This is a genomic window from Pseudomonas sp. HLT2-19-2 (assembly GCF_054898005.1).
The window spans coordinates 5,608,286-5,623,866 of record NZ_CM142712.1 but is presented as its reverse complement, the minus strand read 5'-3'; the positions used below and the strand labels follow the sequence as shown (position 1 = coordinate 5,623,866).

The window sequence follows — 15,581 nt, the reverse complement described above, 5'->3', positions numbered from 1 at the left end:
GGGGTTTAGTTGTTACTCGTCGAGGAAGGAGCGCAAATGCTCGCTTCTCGTCGGGTGGCGCAGCTTGCGCAACGCCTTGGCTTCGATCTGACGAATCCGTTCACGGGTCACGTCGAACTGCTTACCAACCTCCTCGAGGGTGTGGTCGGTATTCATGTCGATACCGAAGCGCATGCGCAGAACCTTGGCTTCACGGGCAGTGAGGCCGGACAGAACTTCGCGAGTCGCTTCTTTAAGGCTCTCAACGGTAGCGACATCGATTGGCGACTGCATGGTCGAGTCTTCGATGAAGTCACCCAGGTGGGAGTCTTCGTCATCACCGATCGGGGTTTCCATGGAGATCGGCTCTTTAGCGATCTTCAATACCTTGCGGATTTTGTCCTCAGGCATTTCCATGCGTTCGCCCAACTCTTCCGGGGTCGGTTCGCGACCCATTTCCTGCAGCATCTGGCGGGAAATGCGGTTGAGCTTGTTGATCGTCTCGATCATGTGCACCGGAATACGGATGGTGCGGGCCTGGTCGGCGATCGAGCGAGTGATCGCCTGACGGATCCACCAAGTGGCATAAGTCGAGAATTTGTAGCCGCGGCGGTATTCGAACTTGTCTACCGCTTTCATCAAGCCGATGTTGCCTTCCTGGATCAGATCGAGGAATTGCAGACCACGGTTGGTGTACTTCTTGGCGATGGAGATCACCAGACGCAAGTTCGCTTCTACCATCTCTTTCTTCGCGCGGCGGGCCTTGGCCTCACCGATCGACATGCGACGGTTGATGTCCTTGATCTCGGCGATCGTCAAACCGGTTTCGGTTTGCAGCGCGGTCAGCTTCTGCTGGCAACGAATGATGTCCGGTTGCAGGCGACCAATGGCTTCAGCGTATTTGCTTTTGCCTTTGGCCAGTGCGTCGGTCCAGCTTTCGTCTACTTCATGGCCCGGGAACTGGCGCAGGAAGTCGGCACGCGGCATACGAGCATCACGAACGCACAGTTGCATGATCGCGCGCTCTTGCTGACGCAGACGATCCAGGGCACTGCGAACACGCTCGACCAGGCCTTCGAATTGCTTCGGAACCAGTTTGATCGGCATGAACAGCTCAGCCAGGAGCACCAGCTCGGCAATTGCCAGCTTGTTGCCACGACCGTGCTTTTTCAGCGCCTTGCGGGTGACTTCCATCTGATCGGAGACAGCACCAAAGCGCTGTGCAGCGATGACCGGATCTGGACCGCTTTCGACTTCTTCTTCGTCATCAGTCGTCGCTTCGGCGTCATCGTCTTCGGTGTCGTCGTCCGCTTTCACGGCTTTCGGATCGACAGGCGGTGGCACCTCCGCTGCAGGCGGCGCAATACCGTCGTCCGGGTCGATATAACCGCTCAGGACGTCGGACAGGCGGCCACCTTCGGTGGTGACGCGAGTGTACTCGGAGAGAATATGGTCAACCGTGCCAGGGAAGTGCGCGATTGCGCCCATCACTTCACGGATGCCCTCTTCAATACGTTTGGCGATTTCGATTTCGCCTTCACGTGTGAGGAGCTCTACCGTACCCATTTCACGCATGTACATGCGCACTGGGTCGGTGGTGCGACCAATGTCGGTCTCGACCGCTGCCAACGCTGCTGCTGCCTCTTCGGCCGCGGCTTCGTCGGTATCGGCGTCGGCCAGCATAAGGGAATCCTTATCTGGCGCAACCTCGAATACGTTGATCCCCATGTCATTGATCATGCGGATGATGTCTTCCACCTGTTCCGGATCTGAAATATCCTCCGGCAGGTGGTCGTTGACCTCCGCGTAAGTCAGGTAGCCCTGCTCACGACCAAGTGTGATCAACTCTTTGATACGAGACTGCTGTTGCGCTTTTCCGGACATAACACCCTATCCACTGAAGGTCTTGGCGGGCAAAAAACAAGCCGAGGATTATACCTGAGCTATGACCTCACGCGCCAGTTGAGGTCGGGTCTGATACAGCCAAATTGCGTTTTAATAGGTCGCGCATCTGATTTGCGATCTGAATTGCTTCCTCCGCGGTCAATCCTGGCTGCCTTGCTTTCCTGATAAGTACTTCCAGACTATCCGTGTGTTGACTTGCCGATAACCTAGTAATGGTGTCTAAAAACTGTTGTTCAAGGTTGTCGCCGTCAATCAGCCACTCCTTTTCCGCTAAAGCCTTAAGCAGGCGCCCCTGTTCAGTGCCATGCCAGCGCGCCATTAGCTGGATAGAGTTTAGCTTAGGATTTTTCTGCACGGCCCCGATGAGGGCTACCAGCAGTTGCGCGTACGTGTTGCTCTCATTCGCGAAGTGATCGGCGGTTTCTACCTTGCCCGCCAGCTCTGGATGATGAATAAGGGTGCGCAGCGCTATCAGCGTCGGTGCTTCGACTGCAATCGGTGTGCGTGGGGCGCTATGTTGGCCGCGATCACCGCCGCGTTTACCGTTCTTGTCCCACGGTTTCTTGTCCCACTTCTTGCCGCCCGCACCGGGTTTCTTCGGCGTCCATTCCTGCTGCGGCACGTACATCTCTTGTGCCTGCGGCTGATGGTAGTCGCTGTAATCCGGCATGGCGTCGTAATCGATGCCCGGATCGTAAGCCGGTGGTGCTTCCTGAGGCGCGCTGTGCACCAGCTGGCTCACGGCTTCGCCGCTAAGGCCGGTAATTTCGGTCAGTCGCTGACGCATCAGAATCCGCAGGTTTGCGCCCGGGACTTTGTCGATCAGTGGCGCGGCAAGAGTGGCCATGTGGGCCTTGCCTTCGAGCGAGCGTGGGTCCGATTCCTCGGTCAGCTGCTGAAAAAAATAATCCGCTAATGGTTGGGCGTGCTGGTTGATCCGTGCGCGGAAGGCGTCAGTGCCTTCGGAGCGGACCAGCGTGTCCGGGTCTTCGCCTTCGGGCAGGAACAGAAAGCGTGCGCGTCGCCCGTCCTGCAGGCTCGGCAGCGCCGCTTCCAATGCCCGCCAGGCGGCATTTCGACCTGCCTGATCTCCGTCGAAACAGAACAGTACGTTGGGCACGACGCGAAACAGCCGCTTCAAGTGCTCTTCGCTGGTGGCGGTGCCCAAGGTTGCGACAGCATTGCGCAGGCCTTGCTGTGCGAGGGCGATAACATCCATGTAGCCTTCGACGACGATGATTTCGTCGAGGTTGCGGTTGTTCTTGCGTGCTTCATAAAGGCCGTAGAGTTCCTGGCCCTTATGGAATACCGGCGTTTCCGGTGAGTTCAGGTATTTGGGCTTGTCGTCGCCCAAAACCCGGCCGCCGAAAGCGATGATGCGTCCGCGGCTGTCGCGAATCGGGAACATCACGCGATCGCGGAAGCGGTCGTAGCGTTTGCCGGTTTCGGCGTTCTCGATCAGCAGGCCAGCATCGATCATGGCTTTTTGTTGCAGGGTATCGCTGCTCAAGTGCTTGAACAGGTTGTCCCAGCCGGGCGGGGCAAAGCCGAGGCCGAAGTCCCGGGCGATCTCGCCGGTCAGCCCGCGACCTTTCAAGTAATCCACAGCCGCTTTGCGCGACGGATGGCTTTTCAGGGCCTGGCGGTAAAAGTCGGCGGCGGCGGTGAGCAGCGGGTAGAGCGGCGAATCGGTCGGCTGCCGCGGTTTGTGCGGCCGTCCGCTTTCTTCGCGGGGGATTTCCATGCCGGCGGCTTTGGCCAGTTCTTCGACAGCCTGGACGAAATCCAGGTTGTCGTGGTCCATCATGAAGCCGAGGGCATTACCGCCAGCGCCGCAGCCAAAGCAATAATAGAACTGCTTGTCGGGGCTGACGCTGAAGGAGGGGGTTTTCTCTTTGTGAAACGGGCAGCAGGCGGTGTAATTCTTGCCAGCCTTTTTCATCTGCAGGCGCGAGCTGACCACATCGACGATGTCGGTGCGGTTCAGAAGGTCGTCAATGAAGCTCTGGGGAATTAGCCCGGCCATGGCGTTCTCGTCATCTGCGCTGAAATGGACCCAAAACGATGAGCGGCCGAACGCGGGTCGTTGTTTGAGGCGCGCAAAATGTGCGGCTCGACCGGTGTCGTCTGCATAATCGCTGTCGGGAAGTGTATCTGCCGAAAATCCACTGACGTTAGTACCAATCAGTATTCGACTATTTGAAAGTGTTGCGCTGAATCCGGCTGCGGCCTGTCGATGGCCTCGGATAGCTCATAAGCTGGCACGCAAGAAGGTGCCTTGGGCTGATCGTCGTGAGAGGAATCAGTGGGTGTGCTCGTCAGTAGCCTTGGAAGGCTCGTCAGAAAAGACGTGCACTGCTGGCAAAAGAGCCAGGTCTGACGCTGTGAAGCAGATGTGTCGCGGTCGCGTGTGCGGCGTTGACGGTGAAGCATCAAGCGTTATCCGCAAATGCCATTAGCCCGGCTGAGGGCCGGGCTTGGCAGAAGCTTGCTACGAACGTCTGTGTATTAGTACAGACGAACGGCGCGGCGCTGTTCGCGCTGAACTTTCTTGGCGTGACGCTTAACAGCGGCTGCTGCTTTGCGCTTACGCTCAGAAGTAGGCTTCTCGTAGAATTCGCGGCTACGAACTTCAGCCAGTACACCGGCTTTTTCGCAGGAGCGCTTGAAACGACGCAGAGCTACGTCGAAGGGTTCGTTCTCTTTTACTTTGACGGCTGGCATCCAGAGCTACCTTCATTCATTACCGGGGTCAACATCCTCGTGGCAAAAGAGCACTTGAAGACGTCGGTTTTTAAGGGTTGCGGATGTTAACCCCTCATCGCTCGGAATGCAAAGCCTCTGATCGAAAACCGCTAGTCGGGGCATCCCATGGCGACTATTATGCGCGCCTTCGAATTCAGCCTAAACAAGGCGCAAACCCATGCTAGTACTGGGATTAGAAACTTCCTGCGACGAAACCGGTGTCGCATTATATGACAGTGAACGGGGCCTGCTGGCCGACGCGCTGTTCAGCCAGATCGACCTGCACCGCGCCTATGGCGGGGTAGTGCCGGAGCTGGCCTCGCGTGACCACGTCAAACGTATGCTGCCCTTGATTCGTCAGGTGTTGGCCGAAGCTGACTGTGTGCCGACCGAGATCGACGCCATCGCTTATACCGCGGGTCCTGGCCTAGTCGGTGCCTTGCTGGTGGGCGCATCCTGCGCTCAGGCACTGGCCTTCGCCTGGGGCATTCCGGCGCTGGGTGTGCACCACATGGAAGGTCACTTGCTGGCGCCCATGCTGGAGTCGCAACCACCGCAATTCCCGTTCGTCGCTTTGTTGGTGTCGGGCGGTCATACGCAGCTGGTTCAGGTCGACGGGATCGGTCAATACACGCTCTTGGGCGAGACCCTCGACGATGCCGCCGGTGAAGCTTTTGACAAGACCGCGAAGATGATGGGCCTCAATTATCCGGGTGGGCCGGAAATCGCGCGCCTGGCGGAACAAGGGGTTGCAGGGCGTTTCACTTTCCCGCGTCCGATGTGCGACCGTCCGGGCCTGGCCTTCAGCTTCAGCGGCTTGAAAACCTTCGCCCTGAACACTTGGCAGAAGAGCGTCAGTGCCGGGGACGACAGCGAGCAAGCCCGTTGCGACATCTCGCTGGCGTTCCAGCAGGCCGTGGTGGAGACTTTGACCATCAAGTGCAAGCGAGCCCTCAAACAGGCGGGCATGAAGCGTCTGGTGATCGCTGGCGGCGTCAGTGCCAACAAGGCACTGCGCACTTCACTGGAAAAAATGCTCGGCGACATGAAGGGCGATGTGTTTTATGCCCGTCCAGAGTTCTGCACCGACAACGGCGCGATGATCGCGTTTGCCGGCTGCCAGCGCTTGCAGGCAGGCCAGCACGAAAGCCTGGCGATCAGCGTGCAGGCGCGTTGGCCAATGGAGCAATTGTCGGCGCTGTGAGGGCGTGCGGGATGAGCGGCGCTCATGCCCGGTATTTAAAAATGCCGTTCGCGCCCGGCAAACAGGTCGCGTAGATTGCCGCGATGGCGCCAGACGATCAGTCCCGTGAGTGCGCTCATGGGCAGCAGTGCCGCCGGTTCTTGCCAGGCAAGCAGCGGCAGGGTCAGCGGTGTGGCGATCAATGCGGCCAGTGAGCTGGTGCGGGTCAGGTAGAACGTCAGCAGCCAGGCGCAGACTGCCAGCAGTGCAGCAGGCGGGTAGAGGCCCAGCAGCATTCCGGCAGCGGTTGAGACACCTTTGCCACCGTGAAAGCGAAAGTACAGCGGGAAGAGGTGGCCGATGACGGCGCAGACGCCGATCCAGGCCTGTTCTTGCAGCGAAAGGCCCGCAAGCCCTGCGATCAGCACCGGCAGCAGGCCTTTGCAGAGGTCGCCGAGCAAAGTCAGGACGGCTAGTTTCTTGCCGGCCAGGCGCAACATGTTGGTGGCGCCGGCATTGCCCGAGCCACTCATTCGCGGATCGGGGTTACCGGTCAGGCGGCTGAGCAAAATGGCGAAGGACAGAGAGCCAAGCAGGTAGGCGAGGATCGCCAATAACCAAAACATGCTAACTATTCCGGGCGAGGACGCCCTGATTCTAACGGCGCATTGCGCCCTTGTCGTGCAGCGGAGAAAAGTGCTTGGACAGAGTGTTTATCGAGGGCCTGGAAGTCGACACCGTAATTGGTGCCTATGACTGGGAGCGAGGCATCCGACAGTGCTTGCGTCTTGATCTGAGTTTCGCTTGGGACAATCGCCCAGCCGCAGCCGGTGATGACCTGACGCTGGCGCTCGATTACGCGAGCGTTTCGTCGCGCATCCAGGCTTTTGCCGAGCAGGCGCAGTTCCAGCTGGTCGAGACCTTCGCCGAGCGTCTGGCTGAAGTGCTGATGAGCGAATTCAACATCACCTGGATGCGCCTCAAGCTAACCAAGCCAGGTGCCATCCCGGCTGCCACGGGTGGTGTGGGCGTGGAGATCGAGCGCGGATGTCGCTGACTCAGGTGTATCTCGGGTTCGGTAGCAATATCGAGCGTGAATCCCATTTGCAGGCTGGCCTGGAAGCCTTGGCAGGTTTCATGGTGGATATACGCTGCTCGGCGGTGTTCGAAAGCCAGCCGGTGGGGATCAAGAGCGGGCCGTTCTTCAATTTTGTGGTGTCGGCGTTTACCGATTTACCGCTGATGGAACTGGATCGCCGGTTGAAATTCATCGAGGCGGACAACGGCCGTTATGCACCGGACCGCAAGGGTTTACCGCTGGATATCGACGTGCTGCTTTTCGGCGATCTGGTGGGCAACTTTGATGGCTTGATTTTGCCGCGGGCAGAAATTCTGAAAAATGCCTTCGTGCTGTGGCCGTTGTCGCTGATTGCACCGGATCGCGTGCATCCTGGGGTAGGTAAAAGCTTCGCTATGTTGTGGCGCGAGGCGCAGATTGATCAGGTGTTGGCGCCGGTGGCTTTTGAGTGGCGCGGTGAGCGGCTTACACCTTCGAGCTTGTTGTGAAGCAGATGACGATGCTTTTCAGGCAGACGCCGCGTCTTTGTACGTCTTCAACGCCTTGAGCCGTTCACGCTTGATCGCCTCACCCAGCTCCGGCCCTTTGAATCCTTTCTCCAGCAACGGCTGAACCGCCACGGTCCGAGCGGCATTCGCCGCCCCGCGCAAGTAATCCGCCTGTGGATAACTTCGCTGTTCCAGCCCTTTGCGTCCACGCGCGTCCATCTCGCACGCCGCGATAAAATCCTCGAACCGCTGCGGTCGACGGTAAACGTCAAAACGTTGCAGCAACTCCAGCAAGGTCGACGGCTTCAGCTCCAGGGCGCGATGGCCGTGGGTGTGATATTCGCAGACCAGCAAAGCCAGCTCCTGACAGTCCCTCGGCGCCTTGAAGCGTTCGTTGACCGTCTTGATCAGCTTCAGGCCTTTGTGCTCGTGGGCTATGTGCCGGGGCCATTCCTCCTCGGGTGTCAGTCCCTTGCCCAAGTCATGCAGCAGGCAGGCCCAGCGCACGGTGAGTGGTTGTTTGTGCAGCGCCGCTTGCTCCAGCACGCTCAGGGTGTGCACGCCCGTGTCGATTTCCGGGTGATGGGCTTCCGGTTGCGGTACGCCGAACAGCGCGTCGAGTTCCGGCATCAGCACCTTAAGCGCACCACACTCGCGAAGCACCTCAACGAACACCTGGGGTTGGTCTTCCAACAGGGCGCGAGAGATTTCTTTCCAGCTTCGTTCCGCGGTCAAGGCTTCCAGTTCACCTGACTCGCTGAGTTGACGCATAAGTTCCAATGTCTCAGGTGCGACGGTGAAACCCAGCCCCGCATAACGAGCGGCGAAGCGGGCAACGCGCAGAACTCTGAGAGGATCTTCGGCGAATGCGGGGGAAACGTGGCGCAGGAGGCGATCCTTGAGATCCCCTTGGCCATGGTAAGGATCGGTCAGGTTCTGCTGATCGTCTTCTGCCATGGCATTGATTGTCAGGTCACGACGGATCAGGTCTTCTTCGAGGGTGACTTCGGGGCTGGCGTGAAAGGTAAAGCCGCCGTAACCGCGTCCGCTTTTGCGTTCGGTCCGGGCGAGGGCGTATTCCTCACCGCTTTTGGGATGAAGAAAAACCGGGAAGTCCGCACCCACCGGGCGAAAGCCCTTGGCGAGCATTTCTTCAGTGGTGGCACCAACCACGACCCAATCGATGTCGGTGACAGGCTTGCCCAGCAGGCGATCGCGTACCGCACCGCCGACTTTATAAATCTGCATAAAAACCCTCCGTTAGCTCGACAGAATAACCTTTGCGTCGAACTTCCGGAGGTAGAATCAGGATCAAAGATGGATGACAGCCAGGTCCAGCCGGCCGTAATCCCCCTCGCTGTGTTCACCTCTGGGCGGAACATGCTGGGTTTTCATTACCTGATCCCCTTGCAGGGTTTCCAGGTGAATGTCGAAGCCCCAGAGGCGGTGCAGGTGTTTGAGCACTTCCTCGGTGGACTCGCCCAGCGGTTTGCGGTCATGTTGCTGGTGACGCAGGGTTAGAGAGCGGTCGCCGCGCCGGTCGATGCTGTAGATCTGCACGTTGGGTTCACGATTACCCAGGTTGTACTGCGCCGCGAGGGTTTCACGGATAAACCGGTAGCCGGGTTCATCGTGAATGGCGGGAACCAGCAAATCGTCCTTCTGGTCGTCATCGAGAATGCTGAACAATTTCAGGTCGCGGATCACCTGGGGTGACAAATACTGCAGGATGAAGCTTTCATCCTTGAAGCTGCTCATGGCGAACTTGATGCTCGACAGCCAGTCGGTGCCGGCAATCTCAGGGAACCAGCGGTAGTCCTCTTCGGTAGGCTTTTCACACATGCGCCGGATGTCCCGGTACATGGCAAAACCCAGGGTGTAGGGGTTGATGCCGTTGTAGTAGGGGCTGTCGAAGCCGGGTTGATAGACCACGCTGGTGTGGGACGTCAAAAACTCCATCATGAAGCCGTCGGTTACCAGGCCTTCGTCGTACAAATCGTTCATCAGGGTGTAGTGCCAGAACGTGGCCCACCCTTCGTTCATCACTTGGGTCTGACGCTGTGGATAAAAATACTGGGCGATCTTGCGCACGATCCGCACAATTTCCCGCTGCCATGGCTCTAGCAGCGGTGCGTGTTTTTCGATGAAATAAAGGATATTTTCCTGAGGTTCGGCGGGGAAGCGCGCATTGTCCTTGTCGCTGTACTTGTCGGCACCTTTTGGAATGGTCCGCCACAGATCGTTGATCTGTTTCTGCAAATGCTCTTCCCGATCCTTTTGCCGACGGCGTTCTTCTTCGGCGGAAATCGGATACGGGCGTTTGTAGCGATCAACCCCGTAGTTCATCAGGGCGTGGCAGGAATCCAGCAGGTCCTCGACCGCGTCGATGCCGTGGCGCTCTTCGCACTGCATGATGTACTGCTTGGCGAAGACCAGGTAATCGATGATCGAACTGGCGTCAGTCCAGGTGCGGAACAGGTAGTTGCCTTTGAAAAAGCTGTTATGCCCGTAGCAGGCATGGGCAACGACCAATGCCTGCATGCAGATGGTGTTTTCTTCCATCAGATAGGCAATGCACGGGTCCGAGTTGATCACGATCTCGTAGGCCAGCCCCATCTGCCCACGGCTGTAGGATTTCTCGGTGCTGAGGAAGTGTTTGCCGTAGGACCAATGGTGATAGCCCAGCGGCATGCCGACGGAGGCATAAGCGTCCATCATCTGCTCGGCAGTGATAACTTCGATCTGGTTGGGGTAGGTATCCAGGGCATAACGAGCCGCCAGGCGACTGATTTCTTTGTCGTACGCCTGAATCAGCTCGAACGTCCATTCGGAGCCGGTGGAAATGGGTTGGCGCTTCTGCTCTTTGGCGGTCATGTCACTAACCTGCGCTGGAAGAGTTCACGGAAGACCGGATAGATATCCCCGGCCGAGACCAGTTGTTGCTGGGCGAAATTGTCAGAGAAGGCTTCGGCGATGCGTTCGTACTCGAACCACAGGGCCTGGTGCTCGCGCGGGGTGATCTCAACGTAAGTGTAGTACTGCACGAAAGGCATGATCTGGTTGATCAGAATGTCGCGGCAGATCGGCGAGTCGTCGTTCCAGTTATCGCCATCGGAGGCCTGGGCGGCATAGATGTTCCACTCGTTTGTCGGATAGCGTTCGGCCATGATCTCCTGCATCAGTTTCAAGGCGCTGGAAACGATGGTGCCGCCGGTTTCGCGCGAGTAGAAAAACTCCTCCTCATCCACTTCCCGGGCACTGGTGTGGTGGCGGATGAATACGACGTCGATCTTGTCGTAGTTACGCTTGAGAAACAGGTACAACAGGATAAAGAAGCGCTTGGCGATATCCTTGGTCGCCTGAGTCATGGAACCGGACACGTCCATCAGGCAGAACATGACTGCCTTGGAACTGGGGTTGGGTTGCTTGATGAGCAGGTTGTACTTGAGGTCGAAGGTATCGAGGAATGGTACGCGATGAATGCGCGCACTGAGTTTTTCGATTTCTGCTTCGATTTCCTGAATATCGCCGAAGTTGTCAGGCTCATCCCGCTTGAGTCGCAGCAGTTCGTCTTTGGCTTCACGTAATTTTGCCCGGCTGCTGCCAGACAGGGCGATTCGCCGTGCATGGGCCGAGCGCAAGGTGCGGATGATGTTGATCCGTGACGGATTGCCCTCGTTACTGATCCCGGCACGAACGGTCTTGAAGGTGTCGGTGCCGGTCAGGTTGCGCTTGACCAGATTCGGCAGCTCAAGGTCCTCGAACATGAATTCGAGGAATTCCTCTTGGGTGATCTGGAAGACGAATTCGTCCATCCCTTCGCCCGAGTTGCCGGCCTTGCCGGGGCCTCTGCCACCGCCACCTCCAGGCGGGCGGGCAATGTGCTCGCCGCTGGTGAATTCCTTGTTGCCCGGATGCACGACGGTTTGCTTGCCACCCCGACCGTGATGAAGCACCGGCTCGTCAATGTCGCGGCCGGGGATGCTGATCTGTTCGCCGTGTTCCATATCGGTAATGGAGCGCCGGCTGACCGCCTCTTCGACAGCCTTTTTGATGTGATCACGGTAACGCCGCAGAAACCGCTGACGGTTCACCGTGCTCTTGTTCTTGCCATTGAGACGTCGGTCGATCACATAGCTCATGACTGCTCCTTAGAAGCTGTCCTGAAAGGGGCGAGCGGTTATGCAGCATCGACCGTGCCAAGGGATGTTCACGCTCCCCCAAGCGCTTTTGGACGCTGACTGAACCTCGCTACCGACTTTCGAACACCTTCCAGAGGTCTGTGTAACAGAAAATGCGCACACAGGCCTCTGACTGACGACAACCGGTCTGACCGGCAGCGGGTTATTGTGATTTTCTGACCCGCAGGTACCACTCGGACAGCAGTCGTACCTGTTTGTCGGTGTAGCCCCGCTCGACCATCCGTGTGACGAAGTCGTTGTGCTTCTGCTGGTCCTCTTTGCTGGCCTTGGCATTGAAGCTGATGACTGGCAGGAGGTCCTCGGTGTTGGAGAACATTTTCTTCTCGATGACCACCCGCAGTTTTTCGTAACTGAGCCAGGTCGGGTTCTTGCCGTTGTTATTGGCCCGGGCGCGCAGTACGAAGTTGACAATTTCGTTGCGGAAATCCTTCGGATTGCTGATGCCGGCCGGTTTTTCGATTTTCTCCAGTTCTTCGTTCAGCGCTACGCGGTTGAGGATTTCGCCGGTTTCCGGGTCGCGGTATTCCTGGTCCTGGATCCAGAAGTCGGCGTACAGCACATAGCGATCGAAGATGTTCTGGCCATACTCGCTGTAAGACTCGAGATAGGCAGTCTGGATCTCCTTGCCGATGAATTCGATATAACGCGGTGCCAGGTACTCTTTGAGGAAGCGCAGATAGCGTTCGCGGGTTTCGGCCTGGAATTGTTCCTGCTCGATCTGTTGTTCCAGCACGTAGAGCAAATGCACCGGGTTGGCGGCGATTTCGTGCGGATCGAAGTTGAACACTTTCGACAGAATCTTGAACGCGAAGCGGGTCGACAGGCCGTTCATGCCTTCGTCGACACCGGCGTTGTCGCGATATTCCTGGATCGACTTGGCCTTCGGATCGGTGTCCTTGAGGTTTTCGCCGTCATACACACGCATCTTGGAGTAGATGTTAGAGTTTTCCGGCTCTTTGAGGCGCGAGAGTACGGTGAACTGGGCGAGCATTTTCAGGGTGTCAGGCGCGCAGTGAGCCTTGGCCAGGGAGCTGTTGAACAGGAGCTTGTCGTAGATCTTCACTTCGTCGCTGACCCGCAGGCAGTACGGCACTTTGACGATGTAGATCCGGTCGATGAAGGCTTCGTTGTTCTTGTTGTTGCGGAAGGTGTGCCATTCCGATTCGTTGGAGTGGGCCAGCAGGATCCCGGTAAACGGAATCGCCCCCAGACCTTCGGTACTGTTGTAGTTGCCTTCCTGGGTGGCGGTCAGCAGTGGGTGCAGCACCTTGATCGGTGCCTTGAACATTTCGACGAACTCCATCAGGCCCTGGTTGGCCCGGCACAGTGCACCCGAGTAGCTGTAGGCATCGGCGTCGTTCTGCGGAAATTCTTCGAGTTTGCGGATATCGACCTTGCCCACCAGTGCCGAGATGTCCTGGTTGTTTTCATCTCCAGGCTCGGTTTTGGCCACGGCGATCTGGTTGAGGATCGACGGATAGAGTTTCACCACGCGGAACTGGCTGATGTCGCCGCCGAATTCGGCCAGGCGCTTGGTAGCCCAAGGCGACATGATGGTATTGAGGTACCGCCGTGGAATGCCGAAGTCTTCCTCGAGGATCGCGCCATCTTCAGTGGCGTTGAACAGACCCAGAGGCGATTCGAATACCGGCGAGCCTTTGATCGCGTAGAAAGGCACCTTCTCGATAAGCTGTTTCAGCTTTTCGGCCAGGGACGATTTACCGCCACCCACAGGGCCGAGCAAATAGAGAATCTGTTTCTTCTCTTCCAGGCCCTGAGCAGCATGGCGAAAATACGACACGATCTGGTCAATGCATTCTTCCATCCCGTGGAAGTCTTCAAAGGCCGGATAGCGGCGGATTACCTTGTTGGAAAAGATTCGCGACAGTCTCGAGTTGGCCGAGGTGTCGAGAAGCTCCGGTTCACCGATGGCCAGCAACAGACGCTCGGCGGCGGAGGCGTAGGCGCTGCGGTCGCTTTTGCACAGCTCAAGATACTCTTGCAGCGAGAGTTCTTCCTGGCGTGTGGACTCGAAGCGTTGTTGGAAGTGGCTAAAGATACTCATGACGTCACCTCGCTCGATACGTGGAGCCGACGCCGGATCATTCAGTCGATGCTGGCAGCGTCCGAATATGCAGTCGCTGTTTACCCCCCAGAACTCTTCCGGAGCTGACTACCCCGAAAGCTACTCCCGATGACCCGCGCGCCGGTGTACCGGCTCTCCCCTGTTTTGGATGGCCTGCGCTTAAGGATAGTTGGGAATTCGGCAGGTAAAGGCGAGATACGTAATTAGTTGTGGCAGACCGTTCGTCTGCCACCGCGCGAGCCCGCAGGGGCCGGGGCTTGCGCGTTACAAAAAAATTATTCGGAAGTGCCTTGCGCCGTTTCCGAAGGATAAGTCGTACGCCACAGCTCAAAACCGCCATCCATGCTGTAGACGTCGGAGAAGCCCTGGCTGATCAGGTACGCAGCGGCGCTCTGGCTGGAATTGCCGTGGTAGCAGACGACCACGGTTGGCGCGTCGAGGTCGGCGGCACGGATGAAATCCGAGAAGGAAACATTGTCCAGGTGCTTGGAGCCGGCGATGTGCAGCGCGGCAAAGGTCGCAGGATCGCGGACATCGACCACCACTGCGCCTTGTTCGCGCAGGGCTTGGGCCTGTTCCGGGGGGATACGTTTGAATTCGCTCATGGCGGGCTCCTGTGGCTCGGCTGAAAGCGCAGTCTAGCGCGGGGCGCTGGCTGGCGATGGTTCGGGGATAAGTGCGGCGACTGGCGGCAGGGCAAGGCCATGCTCGTCGCATTTACAGGACAGGCGCTCACCGCTGTCGACATTCATCAGGGTCAGGGCGCCACCCCAGACACAGCCGGTATCGAGGGCCGAGATGCCCGGTTCGTTGCACTGGCCTTCTAGCGCGGCCCAGTGGCCGAAGATGATCTTCAGGCCCTTGGTCTTGCGTTCCTTGTGCTGGAACCAGGGTTTGTAACCCAGTGGCGCATTGTCGAGACCTTCCTTGCTTTTGAGGTCAAGCTTGCCCTCGGCGGTACAAAACCGCATGCGGGTGAAATAGTTGGTGATCACCCGCAGGCGTGTCACGCCTTTGAGGTCGTTGTCCCATTTCGCCGGATCGTTGCCGTACATGCCATCGAGGTAGGGCGGCAACAGGTTGTCATCGCGCAATGCCGTCTCGACTTCGGCGGCATACTTTAAGGCCTTGCGCAGTGACCACTGGGGCGGAATGCCAGCATGTACCAGGGCGACATCGCGCTGTTCGTCGTAATGCATGAGCTTTTGCTGACGCAGCCACTCCAGCAGTTCCGCGGAATCGGGCGCTGCGAGAATCTCGAGCAGGGTGTCGGACTTCTTCAAGCGTTCGATGTTTTTCCCGGCAGCCAGCAAGTGCAGGTCATGGTTGCCGAGCACGCACACCAGCGATTCGCGGATGCTATAGAGGAAGCGCAAGGTGTCCAGGGACTGCGGGCCACGGTTGACCAGATCGCCTACCAGCCACAGACGATCCTGTGTCGGGTCGAAGGCGACTTGCTTGAGCAGGCATTGCAGTGCTTGAAGGCAGCCTTGCAGATCGCCGACGGCGTACGTTGCCATCAGTGCAGTGCTCCGGGCACCGCCAGACGGAATGGGGCGATGATGGCGTCGAAGTGTTTGCCGTCGTCGGCAACCATCTCATAAGTGCCCTGCATCGTGCCGACCTTGGAGGTCATGACGGTGCCGCTGCTGTAGGTGTGGCTTTCGCCCGCGTCGATCAACGGCTGCTGGCCAACAACGCCCGCACCGCGAACTTCTTCGACATGCCCGTCACCGTCGGTGATCACCCAGTGCCGCGACAACAGTTTGGCCGGTAGCTCGCCATTGTTGTGCACGGTGATGGTGTAGGCGAAGGCAAAACGGTTTTGCTCGGGTTGCGATTGTTCTGCCAGATAGCGAGTGACGACGCTGACGTCGACCTGATAACGAGGATCGGACATGCAAGAGGCCTTAAA

Annotated in this window: 14 protein-coding genes; 3 read left to right on the top strand and 11 right to left on the bottom strand. The window is 58.0% G+C overall.

Annotated elements, in window-relative coordinates; translation table 11 throughout:
* Nucleotides 1-12: 12 nt before the first annotated feature.
* From rpoD to rpsU, 3 genes are all read right to left on the bottom strand, one after another.
* The gene (rpoD, locus tag ACYZTU_RS26500; protein WP_461966684.1) at nucleotides 13-1,863 is read right to left on the bottom strand and encodes an RNA polymerase sigma factor RpoD; all 1,851 of its coding nucleotides are present in this window, start codon (nucleotides 1,861-1,863) and stop codon (nucleotides 13-15) included.
* A gap of 67 nt (nucleotides 1,864-1,930) precedes the next feature.
* Nucleotides 1,931-3,910, bottom strand: a complete 1,980-nt coding sequence (gene dnaG / locus ACYZTU_RS26495; RefSeq protein WP_461966682.1) for a DNA primase — start codon at nucleotides 3,908-3,910, stop codon at nucleotides 1,931-1,933.
* Nucleotides 3,911-4,392: 482 nt separating this feature from the next.
* Nucleotides 4,393-4,608, bottom strand: coding sequence for a 30S ribosomal protein S21 (rpsU, locus tag ACYZTU_RS26490; protein ID WP_002551877.1), 216 nt, complete (start codon nucleotides 4,606-4,608; stop codon nucleotides 4,393-4,395).
* Nucleotides 4,609-4,807: 199 nt separating this feature from the next.
* On the opposite strand from rpsU, the gene tsaD reads away from it, so the two are divergent.
* Nucleotides 4,808-5,833 (top strand): tRNA (adenosine(37)-N6)-threonylcarbamoyltransferase complex transferase subunit TsaD, encoded by a 1,026-nt coding sequence (gene tsaD, locus ACYZTU_RS26485; protein WP_449645261.1) that lies wholly within the window; start codon nucleotides 4,808-4,810, stop codon nucleotides 5,831-5,833.
* Between the two features lie 35 nt (nucleotides 5,834-5,868).
* Here the strand turns inward: tsaD and plsY are convergent, their stop codons facing one another.
* A complete protein-coding gene (gene plsY, locus ACYZTU_RS26480) occupies nucleotides 5,869-6,438 on the bottom strand; it encodes a glycerol-3-phosphate 1-O-acyltransferase PlsY (RefSeq protein WP_461966680.1) in 570 nt (189 codons plus the stop codon).
* 74 nt (nucleotides 6,439-6,512) lie between these two features.
* Here plsY and folB point away from each other — a divergent pair, with 74 nt between their 5' ends.
* Complete coding sequence (gene folB / locus ACYZTU_RS26475; protein WP_008008297.1) at nucleotides 6,513-6,869, top strand: dihydroneopterin aldolase; 357 nt, start codon at nucleotides 6,513-6,515, stop codon at nucleotides 6,867-6,869.
* Nucleotides 6,860-7,378 carry a 2-amino-4-hydroxy-6-hydroxymethyldihydropteridine diphosphokinase gene (folK, locus tag ACYZTU_RS26470; RefSeq protein WP_461966678.1) on the top strand — a complete coding sequence of 173 codons (519 nt, stop codon included), beginning with the start codon at nucleotides 6,860-6,862 and terminating at the stop codon, nucleotides 7,376-7,378. Before folB ends, folK begins: the two co-directional genes overlap by 10 nt.
* Before the next feature lie 18 nt (nucleotides 7,379-7,396).
* Here folK and ACYZTU_RS26465 read toward each other — a convergent pair whose 3' ends face one another.
* From ACYZTU_RS26465 to apaG, 7 genes are all read right to left on the bottom strand, one after another.
* A complete protein-coding gene (locus tag ACYZTU_RS26465; RefSeq protein WP_461966676.1) occupies nucleotides 7,397-8,626 on the bottom strand; it encodes a multifunctional CCA addition/repair protein in 1,230 nt (409 codons plus the stop codon).
* A 63-nt stretch (nucleotides 8,627-8,689) separates the two neighbouring features.
* Nucleotides 8,690-10,252 carry a SpoVR family protein gene (locus ACYZTU_RS26460; protein ID WP_449645257.1) on the bottom strand — a complete coding sequence of 521 codons (1,563 nt, stop codon included), beginning with the start codon at nucleotides 10,250-10,252 and terminating at the stop codon, nucleotides 8,690-8,692.
* A complete protein-coding gene (locus ACYZTU_RS26455) occupies nucleotides 10,249-11,520 on the bottom strand; it encodes a YeaH/YhbH family protein (RefSeq protein WP_461966674.1) in 1,272 nt (423 codons plus the stop codon). The genes ACYZTU_RS26460 and ACYZTU_RS26455 overlap by 4 nt, the downstream gene beginning before the upstream one ends.
* A 202-nt stretch (nucleotides 11,521-11,722) precedes the next feature.
* Nucleotides 11,723-13,645, bottom strand: a complete 1,923-nt coding sequence (locus ACYZTU_RS26450) for a PrkA family serine protein kinase (RefSeq protein ID WP_033056218.1) — start codon at nucleotides 13,643-13,645, stop codon at nucleotides 11,723-11,725.
* 296 nt (nucleotides 13,646-13,941) lie between these two features.
* Nucleotides 13,942-14,271, bottom strand: a complete 330-nt coding sequence (glpE, locus tag ACYZTU_RS26445; protein ID WP_461966672.1) for a thiosulfate sulfurtransferase GlpE — start codon at nucleotides 14,269-14,271, stop codon at nucleotides 13,942-13,944.
* Nucleotides 14,272-14,304: 33 nt separating this feature from the next.
* On the bottom strand, nucleotides 14,305-15,186 hold the full coding sequence (locus ACYZTU_RS26440) for a symmetrical bis(5'-nucleosyl)-tetraphosphatase (protein WP_461966670.1): 882 nt from the start codon (nucleotides 15,184-15,186) through the stop codon (nucleotides 14,305-14,307).
* A complete protein-coding gene (gene apaG / locus ACYZTU_RS26435) occupies nucleotides 15,186-15,566 on the bottom strand; it encodes a Co2+/Mg2+ efflux protein ApaG (RefSeq protein WP_123368659.1) in 381 nt (126 codons plus the stop codon). The genes ACYZTU_RS26440 and apaG overlap by 1 nt, the downstream gene beginning before the upstream one ends.
* Nucleotides 15,567-15,581 lie beyond the last annotated feature (15 nt).

Coding starts and splice junctions, on each gene's coding strand:
- rpoD (WP_461966684.1), bottom strand. CDS start 1,863: ATGTCCGGAAAAGCGCAACAGCAGTCTCGTATCAAAGAGTTGATCACA.
- dnaG (WP_461966682.1), bottom strand. CDS start 3,910: ATGGCCGGGCTAATTCCCCAGAGCTTCATTGACGACCTTCTGAACCGC.
- rpsU (WP_002551877.1), bottom strand. CDS start 4,608: ATGCCAGCCGTCAAAGTAAAAGAGAACGAACCCTTCGACGTAGCTCTG.
- tsaD (WP_449645261.1), top strand. CDS start 4,808: ATGCTAGTACTGGGATTAGAAACTTCCTGCGACGAAACCGGTGTCGCA.
- plsY (WP_461966680.1), bottom strand. CDS start 6,438: ATGTTTTGGTTATTGGCGATCCTCGCCTACCTGCTTGGCTCTCTGTCC.
- folK (WP_461966678.1), top strand. CDS start 6,860: ATGTCGCTGACTCAGGTGTATCTCGGGTTCGGTAGCAATATCGAGCGT.
- ACYZTU_RS26465 (WP_461966676.1), bottom strand. CDS start 8,626: ATGCAGATTTATAAAGTCGGCGGTGCGGTACGCGATCGCCTGCTGGGC.
- ACYZTU_RS26460 (WP_449645257.1), bottom strand. CDS start 10,252: ATGACCGCCAAAGAGCAGAAGCGCCAACCCATTTCCACCGGCTCCGAA.
- ACYZTU_RS26455 (WP_461966674.1), bottom strand. CDS start 11,520: ATGAGCTATGTGATCGACCGACGTCTCAATGGCAAGAACAAGAGCACG.
- ACYZTU_RS26450 (WP_033056218.1), bottom strand. CDS start 13,645: ATGAGTATCTTTAGCCACTTCCAACAACGCTTCGAGTCCACACGCCAG.
- glpE (WP_461966672.1), bottom strand. CDS start 14,271: ATGAGCGAATTCAAACGTATCCCCCCGGAACAGGCCCAAGCCCTGCGC.
- ACYZTU_RS26440 (WP_461966670.1), bottom strand. CDS start 15,186: ATGGCAACGTACGCCGTCGGCGATCTGCAAGGCTGCCTTCAAGCACTG.
- apaG (WP_123368659.1), bottom strand. CDS start 15,566: ATGTCCGATCCTCGTTATCAGGTCGACGTCAGCGTCGTCACTCGCTAT.